Source organism: Paenibacillus sp. IHB B 3415, assembly GCF_000802655.2.
In the GTDB taxonomy this organism is placed as follows: domain Bacteria; phylum Bacillota; class Bacilli; order Paenibacillales; family Paenibacillaceae; genus Paenibacillus_AQ; species Paenibacillus_AQ phytohabitans.
This window is the reverse complement of sequence record NZ_JUEI01000092.1, coordinates 13,538-29,327: the sequence shown is the minus strand read 5'-3', so window position 1 is coordinate 29,327 and position 15,790 is coordinate 13,538. Positions and strand designations below refer to the sequence as shown.

General features: G+C 54.1%; 14 protein-coding genes. 12 read left to right on the top strand and 2 right to left on the bottom strand.

All coding sequences use genetic code 11. From position 1 onward, the window contains the following. The first annotated feature begins 290 nt into the window (after nt 1–290). From QW71_RS30530 to QW71_RS30500, 7 genes are all read left to right on the top strand, one after another. Nucleotides 291–1,283 carry a sugar-binding protein gene (locus tag QW71_RS30530; protein ID WP_039308444.1) on the top strand — a complete coding sequence of 331 codons (993 nt, stop codon included), beginning with the start codon at nt 291–293 and terminating at the stop codon, nt 1,281–1,283. Beyond that, nucleotides 1,280–2,713, top strand: coding sequence for a sensor histidine kinase (locus QW71_RS30525; RefSeq protein WP_039308432.1), 1,434 nt, complete (start codon nt 1,280–1,282; stop codon nt 2,711–2,713). The genes QW71_RS30530 and QW71_RS30525 overlap by 4 nt, the downstream gene beginning before the upstream one ends. 29 nt (nt 2,714–2,742) lie before the next feature. After that, nucleotides 2,743–4,323 carry a helix-turn-helix domain-containing protein gene (locus QW71_RS30520; protein ID WP_052770458.1) on the top strand — a complete coding sequence of 527 codons (1,581 nt, stop codon included), beginning with the start codon at nt 2,743–2,745 and terminating at the stop codon, nt 4,321–4,323. Further along, nucleotides 4,317–4,532, top strand: a complete 216-nt coding sequence (locus tag QW71_RS30515; RefSeq protein ID WP_039308427.1) for a hypothetical protein — start codon at nt 4,317–4,319, stop codon at nt 4,530–4,532. Before QW71_RS30520 ends, QW71_RS30515 begins: the two co-directional genes overlap by 7 nt. A gap of 29 nt (nt 4,533–4,561) precedes the next feature. Next, nucleotides 4,562–5,617, top strand: a complete 1,056-nt coding sequence (gene xylF, locus QW71_RS30510; protein WP_039308439.1) for a D-xylose ABC transporter substrate-binding protein — start codon at nt 4,562–4,564, stop codon at nt 5,615–5,617. A gap of 88 nt (nt 5,618–5,705) precedes the next feature. Then, a complete protein-coding gene (locus QW71_RS30505; RefSeq protein ID WP_039308424.1) occupies nt 5,706–7,217 on the top strand; it encodes a xylose ABC transporter ATP-binding protein in 1,512 nt (503 codons plus the stop codon). A gap of 2 nt (nt 7,218–7,219) precedes the next feature. Continuing rightward, entirely contained in the window at nt 7,220–8,413 is a 1,194-nt protein-coding gene (locus QW71_RS30500) for a sugar ABC transporter permease (RefSeq protein ID WP_039308421.1), read from the top strand. 117 nt (nt 8,414–8,530) lie between these two features. Here QW71_RS30500 and QW71_RS30495 read toward each other — a convergent pair whose 3' ends face one another. Beyond that, entirely contained in the window at nt 8,531–8,923 is a 393-nt protein-coding gene (locus QW71_RS30495; RefSeq protein ID WP_039308420.1) for a cupredoxin domain-containing protein, read from the bottom strand. A gap of 311 nt (nt 8,924–9,234) precedes the next feature. On the opposite strand from QW71_RS30495, the gene QW71_RS38375 reads away from it, so the two are divergent. Next, nucleotides 9,235–10,290: a GGDEF domain-containing protein gene (locus tag QW71_RS38375; protein ID WP_052770457.1), complete on the top strand. Its 1,056-nt coding sequence runs from the start codon at nt 9,235–9,237 to the stop codon at nt 10,288–10,290. A 120-nt stretch (nt 10,291–10,410) separates the two neighbouring features. Here QW71_RS38375 and QW71_RS30485 read toward each other — a convergent pair whose 3' ends face one another. Continuing rightward, nucleotides 10,411–10,758 carry a phage holin family protein gene (locus QW71_RS30485; RefSeq protein ID WP_039308415.1) on the bottom strand — a complete coding sequence of 116 codons (348 nt, stop codon included), beginning with the start codon at nt 10,756–10,758 and terminating at the stop codon, nt 10,411–10,413. A gap of 153 nt (nt 10,759–10,911) precedes the next feature. Between QW71_RS30485 and QW71_RS30480 the strand changes: the two genes are divergently transcribed. The 4 genes from QW71_RS30480 (at nt 10,912) to QW71_RS30465 (ending at nt 15,698) form a co-directional block, all read left to right on the top strand. Beyond that, complete coding sequence (locus QW71_RS30480) at nt 10,912–13,278, top strand: endonuclease MutS2 (protein ID WP_039308414.1); 2,367 nt, start codon at nt 10,912–10,914, stop codon at nt 13,276–13,278. Between the two features lie 24 nt (nt 13,279–13,302). Next, on the top strand, nt 13,303–13,722 hold the full coding sequence (locus tag QW71_RS30475; protein ID WP_039308413.1) for a DUF350 domain-containing protein: 420 nt from the start codon (nt 13,303–13,305) through the stop codon (nt 13,720–13,722). A gap of 137 nt (nt 13,723–13,859) precedes the next feature. Next, on the top strand, nt 13,860–14,408 hold the full coding sequence (locus QW71_RS30470; RefSeq protein WP_039308412.1) for a hypothetical protein: 549 nt from the start codon (nt 13,860–13,862) through the stop codon (nt 14,406–14,408). Nucleotides 14,409–14,486: 78 nt separating this feature from the next. Then, nucleotides 14,487–15,698: an MFS transporter gene (locus QW71_RS30465; protein WP_039308409.1), complete on the top strand. Its 1,212-nt coding sequence runs from the start codon at nt 14,487–14,489 to the stop codon at nt 15,696–15,698. The last annotated feature ends 92 nt before the right edge of the window (nt 15,699–15,790 follow it).

Sequence of the window (15,790 nt, the reverse complement as noted above, 5' to 3'; positions counted from 1 at the left end):
AGTCTCTTAACCGGTGTCCACGAATAATACTAACAGCAAAGTGCCCCTGAATCCGCCGGAGGTGGAGGGGCCTGAGGAAATCATGAATCCCTTTTGACTCTCGTAATGGGCAAGTGGAGAAAAGTCAAACACTGGTATGCCGCTTATTTCGTCATCGGGTGGGTTTGGCTGCAATTAGGCAACTATTGCAGTTAATGATTCTGAAATTATAGGTTTCACATAATAAGTTATTCATAAATTAAATATTGCAACCGTTTACAACTCGGGGTAGGATGTTGATTGAGGTGAGCATGATGGATAAAAAATGGGTCAGCGGCGCGGGGGTTATTGTGCTTTTTCTGCTGCTGGCATATCTGTTTATAGACTTTGCCAATCATTCAGGCCGGATGGGTAATATTGTAAATGAATTAAGCGGGCATCCCGGCGGAGATAATTCCGGCTATCATATTGTGCTGATTGAACAGGAGCGGTACCATCCGTACTGGGAAATGGTCGAGAAGGGTGCCAAAGAGGCTGCTGCGAAATACGGAATTGATATCGAGTTCACCGGCCCGGTGCGCAATAACATGGAGGAGCAGATCAGCCTGCTGGAAAAAGCGATTGCCGCACAGGCGGATGCGATCATCGTGCAGGGGCTGAACGACGAGAAGTTCACCCCCGTAATTGATAAAGCCGTGAACCGGGGGATTCCGGTGATCACCATTGATACCGACGCTCCGGCGAGCAGGCGGCTGGCTTATGTAGGGACCGACAATGTTGCAGCCGGCGAGGCGCTGGGCCGTATGGTGGTGCAGACGACCGGCGGTAAAGGGAAGATCGGCGTGATCATCGGCAGCGAGCTGGCCAAGAATCAGGTTCAGCGTCTGAACGGCCTCAGTAATATTGTGAAAAATTACAGCGGCCTTGCAATTGTGGATGTCCGCAGCTCCAACATCTCGCATATGGAGGCAATCCAGCAGGCAGCCGATATGCTGCGGCTTCATCCGGAGATTGATGTGATGGTCGGCACCAGCTCAACCGATGCGCTGGGAGTACTGCAGGCCTCCAAGAGCCTGAAGCGTGTCCCGATGACGATTATTGGCTTCGATAACCAGGCAGAGACCCTTGCTGCCATCAGCCGCGGGGATATCACGGCCACAGTGGCACAGCAGCCTTATCTTATGGGGGCTACGGCCGTAAGGCTGCTCCATGAGCATTTTCAGGGAATGCAGCTGGAGTCCAAATACTTCACCGGCGTGAAGGTGCTGGACAAGTCTAATGTGCAGGAGGGAGAGAGCCTATGAGTATCCGCCATAAGCTGCTCATCTGCATTCCGCTGCTTGTGCTGCTGATGAGCTCGGTCTCTTTTGTGCTTTTTGAGAGCGGAAAGAATGTGCAGGAGAGCTACCATCTGATGATGAACCGGATCATGCTGTACAAGGAGGTATCCTATGAGGTAGGGGAGAATATGCGCTCCCTGAACCGTTTCATTATGCAGGTGGACGCGGACAGCTTCCCGGAGGTGCAGAAGCATCTGAGCGCTGTGCAGGAGCTGCGGACGAAGCTGGACGGAATGGCGACCATCGGGGGAAGCGGCCTTCCGCTGATGAACTACAGCCATATCATTGATACGTTTCTGGAGCAGGCCGGGCAGATGATTACAGAGATTGATGGTCAGGACTCCAACACACTGGCCGGTGCCTATATCGAGGCGGAGCAGACGCAGCGGTTCATCCGCGAGGAGGCACAGGAGCTGGTTGACCTGGAACTGGACCAGTACAAGCCGATCTATGCGGAGATCATGTCCACGACGGCCAAGCTGAACCGGCTGGGGAGTCTGCTGGTAATTACCGCTGCGCTGCTTAGTATCTGTATGGCGATCTGGCTGTCCGGGAGCATCACAGGACCTATCCGCCGCCTCGTGGCCACCGCCAAGCAGATCTCCAAGGGGAGGATGGATACGAAAGCGCCGGAGAGTGTTAACAACGATGAGATCAGCATCCTGTGCCGGGCTTTTAACGGAATGATCGATAATATTCAGGAGCTGATGAAGGAGAATATCAAGAGCGTGGAGAAGGACCGGCTGGTTAAAGAGCTGGAGCTGAAAATGCTGCAGAGCCAGATCAATCCGCATTTTCTGTTCAACACACTGAATTCCATCGCCAAGCTGGCGTATCTGGAAGGAGCGGCAAGGACCAGCGATCTGACGGTATCGGTATCCCGCCTGCTCCGGTATAACCTGCAGAAGCTTGACCAGGCTGTACCGCTGCGCGAGGAAGTAGAGCATGTGAACGAGTATATTAACATTCAGCGGGCCCGCTTCCGTGACCGGATCTCTTTTGAGATGGATATTGATGATCAGGCGCTCGGCGGAATGATTCCCTGCCTGACCCTTCAGCCGATCTTCGAGAATGCTTTTGTCCACGGGCTGGAGCAAATGGAGGAAGGGGCGGTGCTGTCACTGTCGATCCGCTACCGGAGCGGACTTGTAGAGATTGAGATCAGCGATAACGGAGTGGGTATGAACCGGGAGACCGTAGCCAGGCTAATGGGATCGATTCAGGAGGAAGCTCCGTATTTCAGCGGCAAAGGCCAGTCCACCGGACTGGGGACACATAATGTGTTCAAACGGCTGCATCTGTTCTTTGACGGACAGCAGCTGATCGAGATTGACAGCAGTGAAGGGCAGGGGACGGCGGTGCTGTTCAAAGTACCCTTCCGCCCGTCTGCCTGAGCTGCAGGTGAGAAAGGAGATAGATTACGATGTACAGACTGCTGATCGCCGATGATGAGGCGCTGGAACGGGAAGGGCTGGAGCTGATGATCCGCCATATTTTCCCGGATGGTTTTGAATTTCTGCATGCCGAGAACGGACGGAAGGCCATTCAGCTCGCGGAGGAGCACCGGCCTGATATTATCTTCATGGACATTAAGATGCCGGGCATTCAGGGGCTGGAGGCCGTACGGCAGATTCTCACCAAGCTTCCTTCCGCGCAGATCGTGATGATTACCGCTCATGATTACTTCTCCTATGCCAAAGAGGGGCTCCTGCTGGGAGTGCGTGATTATCTGCTGAAGCCGGCCAGACGGGACGAAGTGGCGGATATACTGAAGCAGCTGATAGCGGTGATTCAGGAGGAGAAGCGGCGCAGGAATGAACAGCTGGAGCTGCAGGAGAAGCTGGCCCACCTGCTTCCGCTGGCCGAGAACGAGCTGACAATGATGCTCATGCTGGAGCATGTGCAGGACCTGGAGCTGGAACAAGTGGCCGGTCTGCTGGAGCTGCAGTGGGCCAAAGGCTATGCGATGGTGCTGTCATTCCCGAGGCATTCTAGCGCAGCTTGGGAAGAGTTCCAGCAGGGCAAGCGGGAGATCTATGAGGCAGTCAAGCAGTTTGCCAGAGCAGGGCTCGGCTGCCTGTCCGGGCCGCTGATCGGGCATCAGCTGGCGTTGTTTATCCCCTTGCCGCCGGGGCGGACCGGTTACTCACAGCGCGTCAGCTCCATGGATTGGGGGGAGCGGCTCCGCAGTATGATGGAGCAGCGGTTCGGTCTGCCGGTCAGCATAGGCATCGGCTCTATCCGCGAGGGCTGGGACGGGCTTAGCCGATCCTACCGGGAAGCGGTCCGTGTCTGTGCGGATTACCATGATTCCTTCAGCGTGCACCACTATGATGATATCATCCAAAGCTCCGGGCAGACGGCCGTATCCCTGGATGAGGAGAAGCGGCTGCTGGATGCCCTGCTGCAGCGGAGCAAGCAGGAAGCGTTAGAGCGTTTCGGTACGCTGTATGCCTTTTTCGAGCAAGGAGGTGAGCGGCCGCTGCCTGTGGTGCGGGGAGAAGTGACAGGTCTCCTGCTGTTCCTTGCAAGAGGGGTTCATTCTGTGGCGGGAGCGGAGATTCTCGCTTCCTTAAGTACGGCGGAGGACCCCGTCTCCCTCAGGCTGAGCGCAGAATCCTGGCTGGAGCGGCTGATCCACAGTCTGGAGCAGGAACAGGAGCATAACCGTTCCCATGTCCATCAGCGGGCGCTGCTCTACATCAGCCAGAAATATAAAGAAGACATATCTATGGAGCAGACGGCTGAATATGTGAATTTAAGCCCGCATTATTTCAGCAAATTGTTCCGGCAGCATGCGGGCGAAACCTTCATTGATTACGTCACACGGCTAAGAATCAACGAAGCGAAGCGCCTGATCACCGGAGATCATCTGAACCTCAAGGAGATTTGTTACGAGGTAGGCTACAAGGACCCGAATTACTTCAGCAGGGTCTTCAAAAAAGCGGCCGGCATGACGCCAAGCGAATACCGGCAGCAGCATGAGAAGCAGGGTCCTTGCTGACAAAGCAAGGACTTTTTTGTGCCCCTGCCCCGGATAATCCTATGAAAGCGGCCGGGAAGAATTACATTACAGCAGAGGATAACGGAATGCAGGCGGAGAGCAAGAAAGTGCTGGGAATAGCGGCTCCGGCGGCAGATGATCCATGCTACACTTTTTTTGTAAGCGCAATCAAATATGTGGCTAATGAAAAGGGGCGTAGGGCAGAGTGAGAAAATACGGAAGAGCAATATCACTGGGGATGGCAGCGTTAGTGCTGGCAGCGTCAATGGCGGGCTGTGGAGTGGTCTCAAACGGTGATAATCAGAAGAAGGAGACATCCGGCGCTGCGAAGGACGGGGATAAAATTGTCATCGGCATGTCGATGGATACCTTGAAGGAAGAACGCTGGCAGAAGGACCGGGATATCTTTACGGCAAAAGTGGAGGAGCTTGGCGGTGAAGTGAAGGTGCTGGCTGCAAACGGCGATGATGCTACCCAGTTAAGCCAGGCGGAACAGCTGATCTCCCAGGGTGTGGATGTGCTTGTGGTTATTGCCCATAACGCGGAAGCAACGGCTCCGATCGTAGAGAAGGCTCACAAGGAAGGCATCAAGGTCATTGCCTATGACCGCCTGATCAATAATGCCGAGGTAGACTATTATATTTCGTTTGATAACGTGCGTGTCGGAGAATTCCAGGCTCAGGCGGTCATTGATAAGGCCCCTAAAGGCAATATCGTCTATATCGGCGGTGCAGATACGGATAATAACGCCCATATGTTTAAAGAAGGGGCGATGAATATTCTGAAGCCGCTTGAAGAGAAAGGCGACATTAAGATTGTCTACGACCAGTTCTCCAAGGACTGGAAGCCGGAAGAAGCGCTGAAAAATATGGAGAATGCGCTGACTGCGAACAATAATGATGTTCAAGGTGTGGTAGCTGCCAATGACGGGACTGCAGGCGGTTCGATCCAGGCGCTCACCGCTCAGGGCATGGCCGGTAAAATACCGGTATCCGGCCAGGATGCTGACCTTGCTGCGGTACAGCGCATCGCTGAAGGCACACAGCTGATGACAGTCTACAAACCGATCAACGCGATTGCAACGAAAGCTGCGGAAATGGCGATGGCAGCTGCCAAAGGCGAAAGTATTTCGACGGAAAAATCAGTTAACAACGGTAAAATTGATGTTCCTTCTGTATTGCTTGATCCGCTTGCGGTCAATAAGGATAACCTGGACGTACTGATCAAGGATGGCTTCCACAAGCTTGAGGATGTCTACAAGAACGTTCCGAAGGACCAGTGGCCGAAACAATAAGGGCGGCCTGTACGGCAAGCAGATGCGGTGCCTGTGGCGCTACCGCATCTGCTTGCAGGTTTAAGGGCCGGAAGGAGGAGCGGAAGTCATGAATGTACTTGAAATGGTAGAGATCAGCAAGACATTCCCCGGTGTTAAGGCGCTGGACCATGTGAACTTCAAGGTCAGGCAAGGGGAGATTCACGCCTTATGCGGCGAGAACGGCGCGGGCAAATCCACACTGATGAAGGTACTGAGCGGACTGTACCCTGCGGGGACGTACGGCGGAGAAATCCTGATGGGCGGGGAGAAAAAGTCGTTTCATAGAATAACGGATGCGGAGAAGGCCGGTATCGCGATTATTCACCAGGAGCTGGCACTCGTGAAGGAAATGACAATCGGAGAGAATATTTTCCTGGGGGCTGAACCGGTCAGACGCGGGGCGATCCAGTGGAATGAGCTCTATCATCAGGCTTCGCTATGGCTGAAGAAGGTCGGGCTGAATCTGTCTCCGGACACGAAGATCGGCAATCTCGGCATTGGCCAGCAGCAGCTGGTGGAGATTGCCAAGGCACTCTCCAAGCATACCAAGATTCTCATTCTGGATGAACCGACGGCAGCTCTGACCGAGAGCGAGGTGTCTATCCTGATGGGCATTCTGAACCAGCTGCGGCGCGAAGGGGTAACCTGTGTCTATATTTCACACAAAATGCCTGAAGTGTTCGCACTGGCTGATTCGATCACCGTGCTGCGGGACGGGCGGACGGTAGCTACACTTGACCGCAGTGAGACAGATGACGACCAGATTGTATCCCTAATGGTTGGACGTGAGCTCACGGAGCGGTATCCGCGCGTGGAGCATTCGCCTGGGGAGAAGGTGCTTGAGGTCAGAGATTATAATGTATGGCACCCGGAGAAGCGCCAGCAGAAGGTGCTCCGCGATATTGAATTCAGCCTTCGTCAAGGTGAGATACTGGGTATTGCCGGTCTGATGGGCGCCGGACGCACGGAGCTTGTCAGCAGCCTGTTCGGCGCCTATGGGGGCCGGGCCGAAGGAACGGTGCTGATTGAAGGCAAGGCCATTAAGATCCGTTCCATAGCCGAGGCGATCAAGGCGGGGATTGCCCTGGTCACGGAAGACCGTAAGCGCCAGGGGCTGGTCATGGGGATGGATGTCAAACGTAACACCACTTTAGCCACACTGGGCAAAGTCGCAAGGCTGGGGGTCATCAATGAGAATGAGGAAATTAAGTGGGCAGACCGGTACGTGCAGGATCTGAAGACGAAAACAGCTTCGCTGGAGACGCTGGTAGGCACACTGTCCGGGGGGAACCAGCAGAAGGTGGTCATCGGCAAGTGGCTGATGTCAGACCCCAAAATTCTGATTATGGACGAACCTACCCGGGGCATCGACGTCGGGGCGAAGTACGAAATATATAATTTGATGAATCAGCTGGTAGAGCAGGGAGTGGCCATTATTATGATCTCCTCGGAGCTTCCGGAGGTACTGGGCATGAGCGACCGGATTCTGGTGATGTGTGAAGGGCAGTTCGTACGGGAATATGATTGGCGGGAAGCGACGCAGGAGAATATTATGCTGGCCGCTACGGGAGGTAGATAGAGATGCAGCTGCAAAAAGAGCTTAGGGAACCTGAAGCGGTTCCGGCAGCCGGAGGATCGCGCTTACGCGGCTTGTTCGGCAAAATGGATATGCGTGCCTATACGATGGTGGGTGCATTAATACTGATCTGGGTGCTGTTCGGAGTACTGAATCCGACCTTCCTGACTTCGCGAAATCTGTCCAATCTGTTCACACAGATGTCGGTGACCTCCATTCTGGCCATCGGCATGGTGCTGGTCATTGTGGCAGGGCATATCGATCTGTCTGTCGGCTCCATCGTCGGACTGACCGGCGGCATGGCAGCTATTCTCAGCAACTGGCTGGAGCTGCCGGCTATTATAGTCATTCTTGGTACACTGGCTGCAGGTGCCGTGCTGGGCCTGATTCAGGGCTGGCTGGTGGCATATAAAATGATCCCCGCCTTCATTGTTACCCTGGGGGGAATGATGGTGTTCCGCGGGGTGCTGATGGGCGTGACCGAGTCGATGACCATTCCGGTATCCGACCCGGTGCTGGCCTTGCTCGGCAATGCTTATTTTGCCCCGGGCTTCGGGATCATCCTTGGTGTGATCGCAGTAGGACTGCTGCTCTGGAGTGCGTTCAATAAACGCCGTTCCCGCAGGAAATACGGCTTCGAAATCGCCCCGCTGGGCCTGGACATCGCCAAGGTGGCCGGACTTGCCCTGCTGGTGGTGGCTTTTGTAGCCGTGATGAATAATTACAAGGGGATTCCATTCCCGATTATTTTCGTAATTGTCCTGGCAGTCATCTTCTATTTCCTGTCGACTAAGACCACCTTCGGCCGTCATATCTATGCAATAGGGGGCAATATTGAGGCGGCACGCCTCTCCGGCATTAACATCAAGCGCAAATCCATGCTGATCTTCGTGTTGAGCGGATTGCTGGGCTCGATCGCCGCCATCGTGCTCACCTCACGCCTGGCCTCGGCCACCATCACTGCAGGTAATATGGCTGAGATGGATGCTATCGCCGCTTGCGTCATTGGCGGCACTTCCCTGATGGGCGGAGCCGGCACAGTCATCGGTGCCATTATCGGAGCGCTGGTGATGACCTCGCTGGATAACGGAATGTCGCTGATGGGACTGGAATCCTTCTGGCAGTATGTCGTCAAAGGCTCAATCCTGGTCATTGCCGTCTGGCTGGATATTTCCAATCGCAGCAAGGGTGTGAAGTAACGGCAGCTTCAGCCGGTTAACAACTTTCAGCAGAACAACCAAAAAGCCGGTCAAGGACAATGGGGTCAGTCCCACAGTTGTCCTTGGCCGGCTTTTTTGCTATGCGTATAGAGCTGCCTATTCAACGATAATCTTGGCGCTCATTCCGCTGTGGCCGGAGCCGCACATGATCGCGCAGGTGACCTCGAAGGTTCCTGCCTCCTCGGGGAGAATCACCTTGGAGGAATCTTTGGCATCCAGCCGCAGCTTCATCTCAGGCACAAGAATGCCGTGGTTGCCGCTCTCGTTTTTGAAGATGATTTTGACAGGTACGCCCTTCTTCAAGTGGTATTCTTTCTGGTCAAAGCTGTAGTTGGTTGCTGTAATGACGATTTCTTCTTCCGCCGTAAGATTGGTGTCAGCAGCCGGGCTGTTAGCGCTGTCAGAATTGCTGCTGCCCCCGCCGGCTCCGCAAGCCGTAAGCAGTAGTGCAAATACAATGGAACAAAGAATAGCCGCCTTCCTGATCATAAGCATCCTCCTAAAAGGTTCGTGATGAATTGTGATAACAGATGACATTAGCATAGCTCAAATCCTGATAGTTGTCTTGGATAATCTGTGAGAAATTGTTTGACCGGAAGCTGACTCCAAACTTTGTCGAAAAATGCAAAAATATGATGCAAAAACAATTAAAATTTATTATAATTAAAGCTATTATAATTTTAACTTTTATATTATTTGGTTAGAAGTAGGGGATCCACATTATTTTAGCCCACGAATCGCAAAGTTCGGAGAAATGGCACCGCAGAATATTAACCGGATACTGGATTATTGTGCTCTGTATGCTGGCAGCCCAATTTATTTTTATGCTGTCCTCCCATTCCACTGAGACTAAGACCATCCTCATCCCCAGTAAGGGCCACTTGTTCATCGCCTGTAATCTGATGATCATTATAGCTATGGCTTCCGCCGAGATTTGGCTGCGTAAGGCGCAGCATTATCATAAGCAGGCCGTTGTGATCTGCGGGTTCATTGTTTCTTATCTGATGTATTTTGTGCTGGAGCCTTTTGTAGACGGTGCCCAGATGACACTTATGATGCCGATTATGATTGCCCTGATCTATTTCGACCAGCGGCTGCTGCACTATCTCGGGGTATTCAGCACGCTATTCTATAGCGGGATTTATTTCGGGCTTGAGCGGCCGCTGCTGGACAAACCGCTGCTGGAGTTTCTGATGGTGGAATGTGTGTTTATTGTGTTCGCCGTGATGGCGCAGGCTGTCATTGTCAGGGCCCGTGAGACCCGCGAATATCTGGAGCAATTGACCAAGTCGGAGCAGGGGCTGATGGTGGAACGGGCGATTTCTGACAAGCTGCTGAAGATCGATGCGCTTACGGGCCTGTACAATCACAAAACCTTTCATGAATATCTGGATTCGCTGCTGGAGCAGTGCGAGAGCAACGGGCTGAGGCTGCAGCTGGCGCTGTTTGATATCGACAACTTCAAGCGTGTCAATGATACGTACGGACACTGGGTCGGCGATCTCGTGCTTAAGGAGGTGGCAGCGAAGGTGAATGGTCTGATCGGGCTGAATGATTTCGCGGCGAGATACGGCGGGGAAGAGTTCGCGGTGATTTTTACGGATAAAAGCTTTCAGGAAGCCTATGCTGCCGTCGAGGAGATGCGGGTAGGTATAGCCGCTATGGAGCATCCGTATGCCGGAGGCAAGCCGATTACGGTCAGTATCGGATTCTGCGATTATCAGCTGGGGGACGGCAAGGAAATGCTGTTCCGCAAGACGGACGAAGCGCTGTACAGCGCCAAGCGGGGCGGTAAAAATGCTGTCGTCACGGCTGCTGTCACCCACGGCGATGATCCGGTTGTGTCCTATGCGTAATTATTATTTTAAAAAATTTTTTAATTACAAAAAACCCCCAGTATCCGGTATAATCCGGGGATTGGGGGTTTCGTTGTGTGCTGAAACGGATACCCGTCCCTAAGGACGGTTTAGCCGTTTCTACTTGGCCGCTTCAAACGGAGTGGATACCGGCAGGAAGAGGTCGATAATGCCAATGACCAGGGCTGCGAGCAGTGCTCCAAGAATAGTGACACTGACTCCGCTCACAATGAACTGGGCAATCCAGATCACCAGGGCGCTGACCAGGAAGCCGACGATACCGCGGCCGAAGGGTGTTGTTTTTTTGCCGAAAATGCCCTCAACCACCCAGCCGAGCAGAGCGATAACCAGCGCAAGCACAAGAGCGCTCCAGAACCCCCCGACCGTGAACTGCGGGACAATCCAGCCGACCACCATCAGAACGATTGCAGCGACCACGAAACGTACCACATGACCTAAGAATCTCACCTAAACTAACCTCCTTTGGCGTTCGCGTAAGGATATGTGCGTTGTTATTGTGGCCCGCAGCCGCTTTTCTATGCCCAGAAATCATACCCAAATAGCGAAAATGGGCTAAATTAGGTATAATGTAACCATCTATGAAGGGAGCTGTGACAGTAATTGGACGACAAAATTTTGCATACGCTTGAATATCGCAAGATTTTAAATAAATTGATGCAGTATACGCAGACACCGATGGGACGGCTGACTGCCGAATCGCTGAAGCCCTCCGGGGACTTCGAAGGAGTGAAGCTGCTCCTGCAGGCTACGGATGAGGCTGCTAATGTTGACCGGCTGAAGGGAATTCCTTCCTTCCGAGGTGTGACTGATATCAAGCCCGCCCTGAAACGCGCTTCGATCGGCGGAATGCTCGGCACCGTGGAGCTGCTCTCTGTCGGTAACACGATCGGCGGAGCCCGCAGAGTGAAGCGGTTCCTCGGGGCGATGCATGAGGATGAGAAGATTCCTACCCTCTTCGCCCAGAGCGATCTGCTCTCGGAGCAGAAGCATGTGGAGGATGCCATCCGCCTGTGTATCGACGAGAATGCGGATGTAATGGATTCGGCCAGTACAGAGCTGGCCTCCATCCGCCGGGAGCTGCGCGGCGGCGAGACCCGCATCCGCGAAAAGCTGGATTCCATGATCCGCTCCTCTTCGGTATCGAAGATGCTGCAGGATCAGCTTGTGACGATCCGTGGTGACCGGTTTGTCATTCCGGTCAAAGCGGAGTACCGTGCCCATTTCGGCGGCATTGTACATGATCAGTCCGGCTCCGGGGCAACACTGTTCATTGAGCCGGAATCGATTGTGGCGATGAACAACAAGCTGCGCGAGACACGGCTGCGCGAGGAGCGGGAGATTGAGATCATCCTGCACCGCCTGACGGCACTTGTCGGCGATATTGCCGAAGAGATGGCTTATGATATCGATATTCTCGGCGAACTCGATTTCATCTTCGCCAAGGCACGCCTGGCACGTGACATGAAGGCTACCCAGCCGCGTATGAATGACCGCGGCTACCTGCGCCTGCGCAAAGGGCGCCATCCGCTCATTCCTGCGGAGCAGGTCGTGCCGCTGGATGTGGAGCTGGGTAACCAGTACAGCTCGATTATCGTGACCGGCCCGAACACCGGCGGTAAGACGGTTACCCTGAAGACTATCGGCCTCCTCAGCCTGATGTCGATGTCGGGATTGTTCATTCCGGCAGAGGAAGGCAGCCAGATGTGCGTCTTCGATGCGATCTATGCCGACATTGGCGATGAGCAGAGTATTGAGCAGAGCCTAAGCACATTCTCCAGTCATATGACCAATATCATCTCCATTCTGAAGAGAATGACGCCGAAGAGTCTGATTCTGCTCGATGAAGTTGGAGCAGGAACGGATCCGGCGGAGGGATCGGCCCTGGCGATTGCCATTCTGGAGAATATCCACCGTACAGAATGCCGGATGGTTGCAACTACGCATTACAGTGAGCTGAAGGCTTACGCCTATGAGCGCAAAGGCGTCATCAATGCCAGTATGGAGTTTGATGTGGCCAGCCTGAGTCCTACCTACCGGCTGCTGATCGGAGTGCCGGGACGAAGCAATGCGTTCGCCATTGCCGAGCGCCTCGGGCTGCCGAATGCCATTCTTGAGCATGCGCGCGGCGAAGTCAAGGAAGAAGACATGCGCGTCGAGCACATGATCGCTTCCCTGGAAGAGAACCGCCTTACCGCAGAGAATGAGCGTGAACGGGCCGAGGGACTGCGCCGTGAAGCGGAAGAATTCCGCAAGCGGCAGCAGCTGGAGCTGGAGAAGCTGGAAGGCCAGCGCGACAAACGCCTGGAGAAGGCGGAGAAGGATGCCAGCGATATCCTCGCCAAGGCGCGTAAGGAAGCCGAGGAGATCATCAGTGACCTCCGCCGCCTGGCAATGGAGGAAGGGGCGTCCGTCAAGGAGCACAAGCTGATCGAAGCGCGCCGGAGACTGGATGAAGCGGAGCCTGCACCGCGCAAGAAGGTTATCGCCCGCAGCACCACCAAGGCGCCGCGGAAGATTCAGCCCGGAGATGAAGTCAAGGTGGCTAATGTGAATCAGAAGGGCCTTGTTGTAGAGCTGAGCGGTACCAAGGAAGCCGTGGTGCAGTTCGGCATTATGAAGATGAAGGTCAACCTTGGTGATCTGGAGTTCCTGGCCTCTGCGCCGGATGCGCCTCCGCCGGCTCTGCGCCGGGCTACGACAGTCAAGCGTACGCGGGATGAGAATATCCGCACCGAGCTCGATCTGCGCGGGGCCAATCTGGAAGAAGCCATCATGGAGACCGACCGCTTCATCGACGAAGCGTTCCTCGGCAACCTTGGGCAGATTTCGATTATCCACGGCAAAGGCACGGGGGTATTGCGGACGGGGATACAGGAATATCTGCGCAAGCATAAGCATATCAAAAGCTACCGGCTCGGGAATTACAACGAAGGCGGCGCGGGCGTAACCGTGGCTGAACTGCAGTAGCGTCCGGCAGAAAGAGGGAGAAGTATGCAAGATAATATTGATCTTTTGCTGGATCATCCGCTGGGAGCGCTGCTCGGCTACTTCACTGTGGCCATATTGGGTCTGGTGGTATTCCTGTCCTTCTTTGAAATGGTGACTAAATACAACTGCTGGGAAGAAATCCGCAAGGGGAATGTGGCCGTAGCGATGGCAACCGGAGGCAAAATCTTCGGCATCTGCAATATTCTGCGCTTCAGCATTGAAGCGGGAGCATCGATCTATGAGACGATGAAATGGTCGGTTGTGGGTTTCCTCCTGCTGCTGCTGGCGTACTTCCTGTTTGAATTTCTAACCCCCGTCTTTTCGATTGATGACGAGATTGCTGCGGATAACCGGGCCGTGGGACTGACAGCACTGCTGATCTCCGTTTCATTGTCCTATGTCATCGGCGCCGCTATATTTTGATTTAGGGAGCAGGGAAATATGAAGATTCTGGTTCGGGTTCTGTTCATTTCCGCTCTGGCGTTTATAGCGGCCGGGATTATTTATTTAATGTTGCATTGAAATTGAACTTAATGTGAGGAACGAAGGAGATTATACAGATGGAAACGACAGTATGTCCTTGGTGCCATACCGAGATTGTATGGGATGAGGAGTTTGGTCCGGAGGATACTTGTCCTCATTGCAATAATGAGCTTAGCGGTTACCGCACAATTACAATAGGCGCTGACGATCTCGAAGATGAAGAGATGGACACAGAGGACGCTTCCGTGCAGGAAGAGGTCAGCGACGAGGATCTGTGGGATGACGACGGTGACAAGGATAGTGTGGTTCCCATATTTAATACCCTGGTCCAGTTCGGCGATGATTATGATCTGACGCGTTATGAGCAGAGTGTCTCCAGCTTGCTGGCCGCGCAGCTGGAAGCGCCGGAATGTCCGCAATGCCATGAGCTGATGCTTCACTCCGGCACACAGCAGGTAAGCGGATTTACCCCGGCAACGCCGGAAGCGCTTGGCGGCGGACCGGTACTGAAGCCGCCGTTCTCGCTGAATCTGTTCGTATGTCCTTCCTGCTTCCATGTGCAGCACAGTCTGGCACAGGAAGACCGCATTCAGCTTGTGCGCAATCTCAGCACTGCATCGGAGTAAGCTTAAGATTCATGCTTTCCCTGTGATTTGGGCATGTTATGTTTACATGAGATGTCCAGAATAGCAGGGAGGTATAGCATGAGGAGGTTATTACGGAACCAGGCAGCGCTGCTGCTCGCCGTGGGCGGGCTCTACCTGCTGGCTACGGTGCTGGCAGGTACTTTTTTGAACGTATATTTGTGGAAAAGCCGGCAGAACTTCGCCATGATCGGCTGGTTTACGGTTGCCCAGCAGCTCGCAGTCGGACTAAGCTTCTGGCTGGGCGGCAAATGGGTGAAGGAGCATAACAAAATGAATGCCCTGCGGCTGGGAATTGCCGTTTCGGGCTTTTTTTATTTGCTGGTGCTCTGGCTGCGCGGAGAAGCGGTGCATTATATCTGGCCGCTGGGACTCATTCTCGGTCTTTCGATCGGGTTCTACTGGCTGGCTTTTAATATTGTTTTCTTTGAGATTACCGAGGCGGGCAACCGCGATTTCTTCAACGGCTGGATGGGACTGCTGGGTTCGCTGACGGGCATTGTCGGTCCGTGGGTATCCGGTAGTCTGATTTCCTTGTGGCATGGGGATAAGGGGTACCGTTTTGTGTTTATCCTGTCACTGTGCATCTATGGAGTGGCTGCTGTACTCAGCTTTGGGCTGGAGAAGCGGCCGCGCGGCGGAACCTACCTGTGGCTGGAGCCCTGGCGCGAGCTTAGCCGCAAGGAGAGTCCATGGCGGCCCGCTGCGGCGGCGCTGCTGTTCCAGGGAGTACGGGAGGGCGTATTCTCGTTCCTGATCGGACTGCTGGTCTATATTGCCGCCCGTGAGGAGAGTAAGCTTGGGCAGTTCGCGCTGATTACCTCGGCAGTTTCTTTGATCAGCTACTATGCGGCCGGCAAATGGTTCAAGCCCGGAACCCGCTTCAGGGGGATGCTGGCCGGCAGTCTGCTGCTGGCCGTTTTCATTCTGCCGCTTCTGTGGAAGGTGAATTACGCCACGCTGTTAATTATGGGTATTGGAACCTCGCTGTGCATCCCGCTCTACATGCTGCCGATGACGTCTACCAGCTTCGACCTGATGGGTGTCTCTGAAGAGAGTGCCGGCAAACGGGTGGAGCTGGTTGTGCTTAGAGAGCTGAGTCTGATGACAGGGCGGCTGATGGGGCTGCTTGTGTTCATTGCTGTGCTGTCGGTCAATCAGTCCCCGCAGGCTGTCACTGGGCTTATGCTGCTGCTGGGAACGGCTCCGCTGGGGGGCTGGCTGGTGCTGCGGCGTCTGCTGAAGCAAGGGGCCGGTCTTAAGCATAACTAGATAACTTGAGCTGAACAGATCCAGGTGCAGGTGGTGAATCCGCTTGGATCTAGCCGAGATATCCTGCTACACATGTTATTTATAAGGAGGCA

Bases quoted from the DNA above. Each gene is read 5' to 3' on its own strand.
- QW71_RS30520 (WP_052770458.1), top strand. From the start codon at position 2,743: ATGTACAGACTGCTGATCGCCGATGATGAGGCGCTGGAACGGGAAGGG.
- QW71_RS30475 (WP_039308413.1), top strand. From the start codon at position 13,303: ATGCAAGATAATATTGATCTTTTGCTGGATCATCCGCTGGGAGCGCTG.
- QW71_RS30500 (WP_039308421.1), top strand. From the start codon at position 7,220: ATGCAGCTGCAAAAAGAGCTTAGGGAACCTGAAGCGGTTCCGGCAGCC.
- QW71_RS30505 (WP_039308424.1), top strand. From the start codon at position 5,706: ATGAATGTACTTGAAATGGTAGAGATCAGCAAGACATTCCCCGGTGTT.
- xylF (WP_039308439.1), top strand. From the start codon at position 4,562: ATGGCAGCGTTAGTGCTGGCAGCGTCAATGGCGGGCTGTGGAGTGGTC.
- QW71_RS30470 (WP_039308412.1), top strand. From the start codon at position 13,860: ATGGAAACGACAGTATGTCCTTGGTGCCATACCGAGATTGTATGGGAT.
- QW71_RS30525 (WP_039308432.1), top strand. From the start codon at position 1,280: ATGAGTATCCGCCATAAGCTGCTCATCTGCATTCCGCTGCTTGTGCTG.
- QW71_RS30530 (WP_039308444.1), top strand. From the start codon at position 291: ATGATGGATAAAAAATGGGTCAGCGGCGCGGGGGTTATTGTGCTTTTT.
- QW71_RS30465 (WP_039308409.1), top strand. From the start codon at position 14,487: ATGAGGAGGTTATTACGGAACCAGGCAGCGCTGCTGCTCGCCGTGGGC.
- QW71_RS38375 (WP_052770457.1), top strand. From the start codon at position 9,235: ATGCTGGCAGCCCAATTTATTTTTATGCTGTCCTCCCATTCCACTGAG.
- QW71_RS30495 (WP_039308420.1), bottom strand. From the start codon at position 8,923: ATGATCAGGAAGGCGGCTATTCTTTGTTCCATTGTATTTGCACTACTG.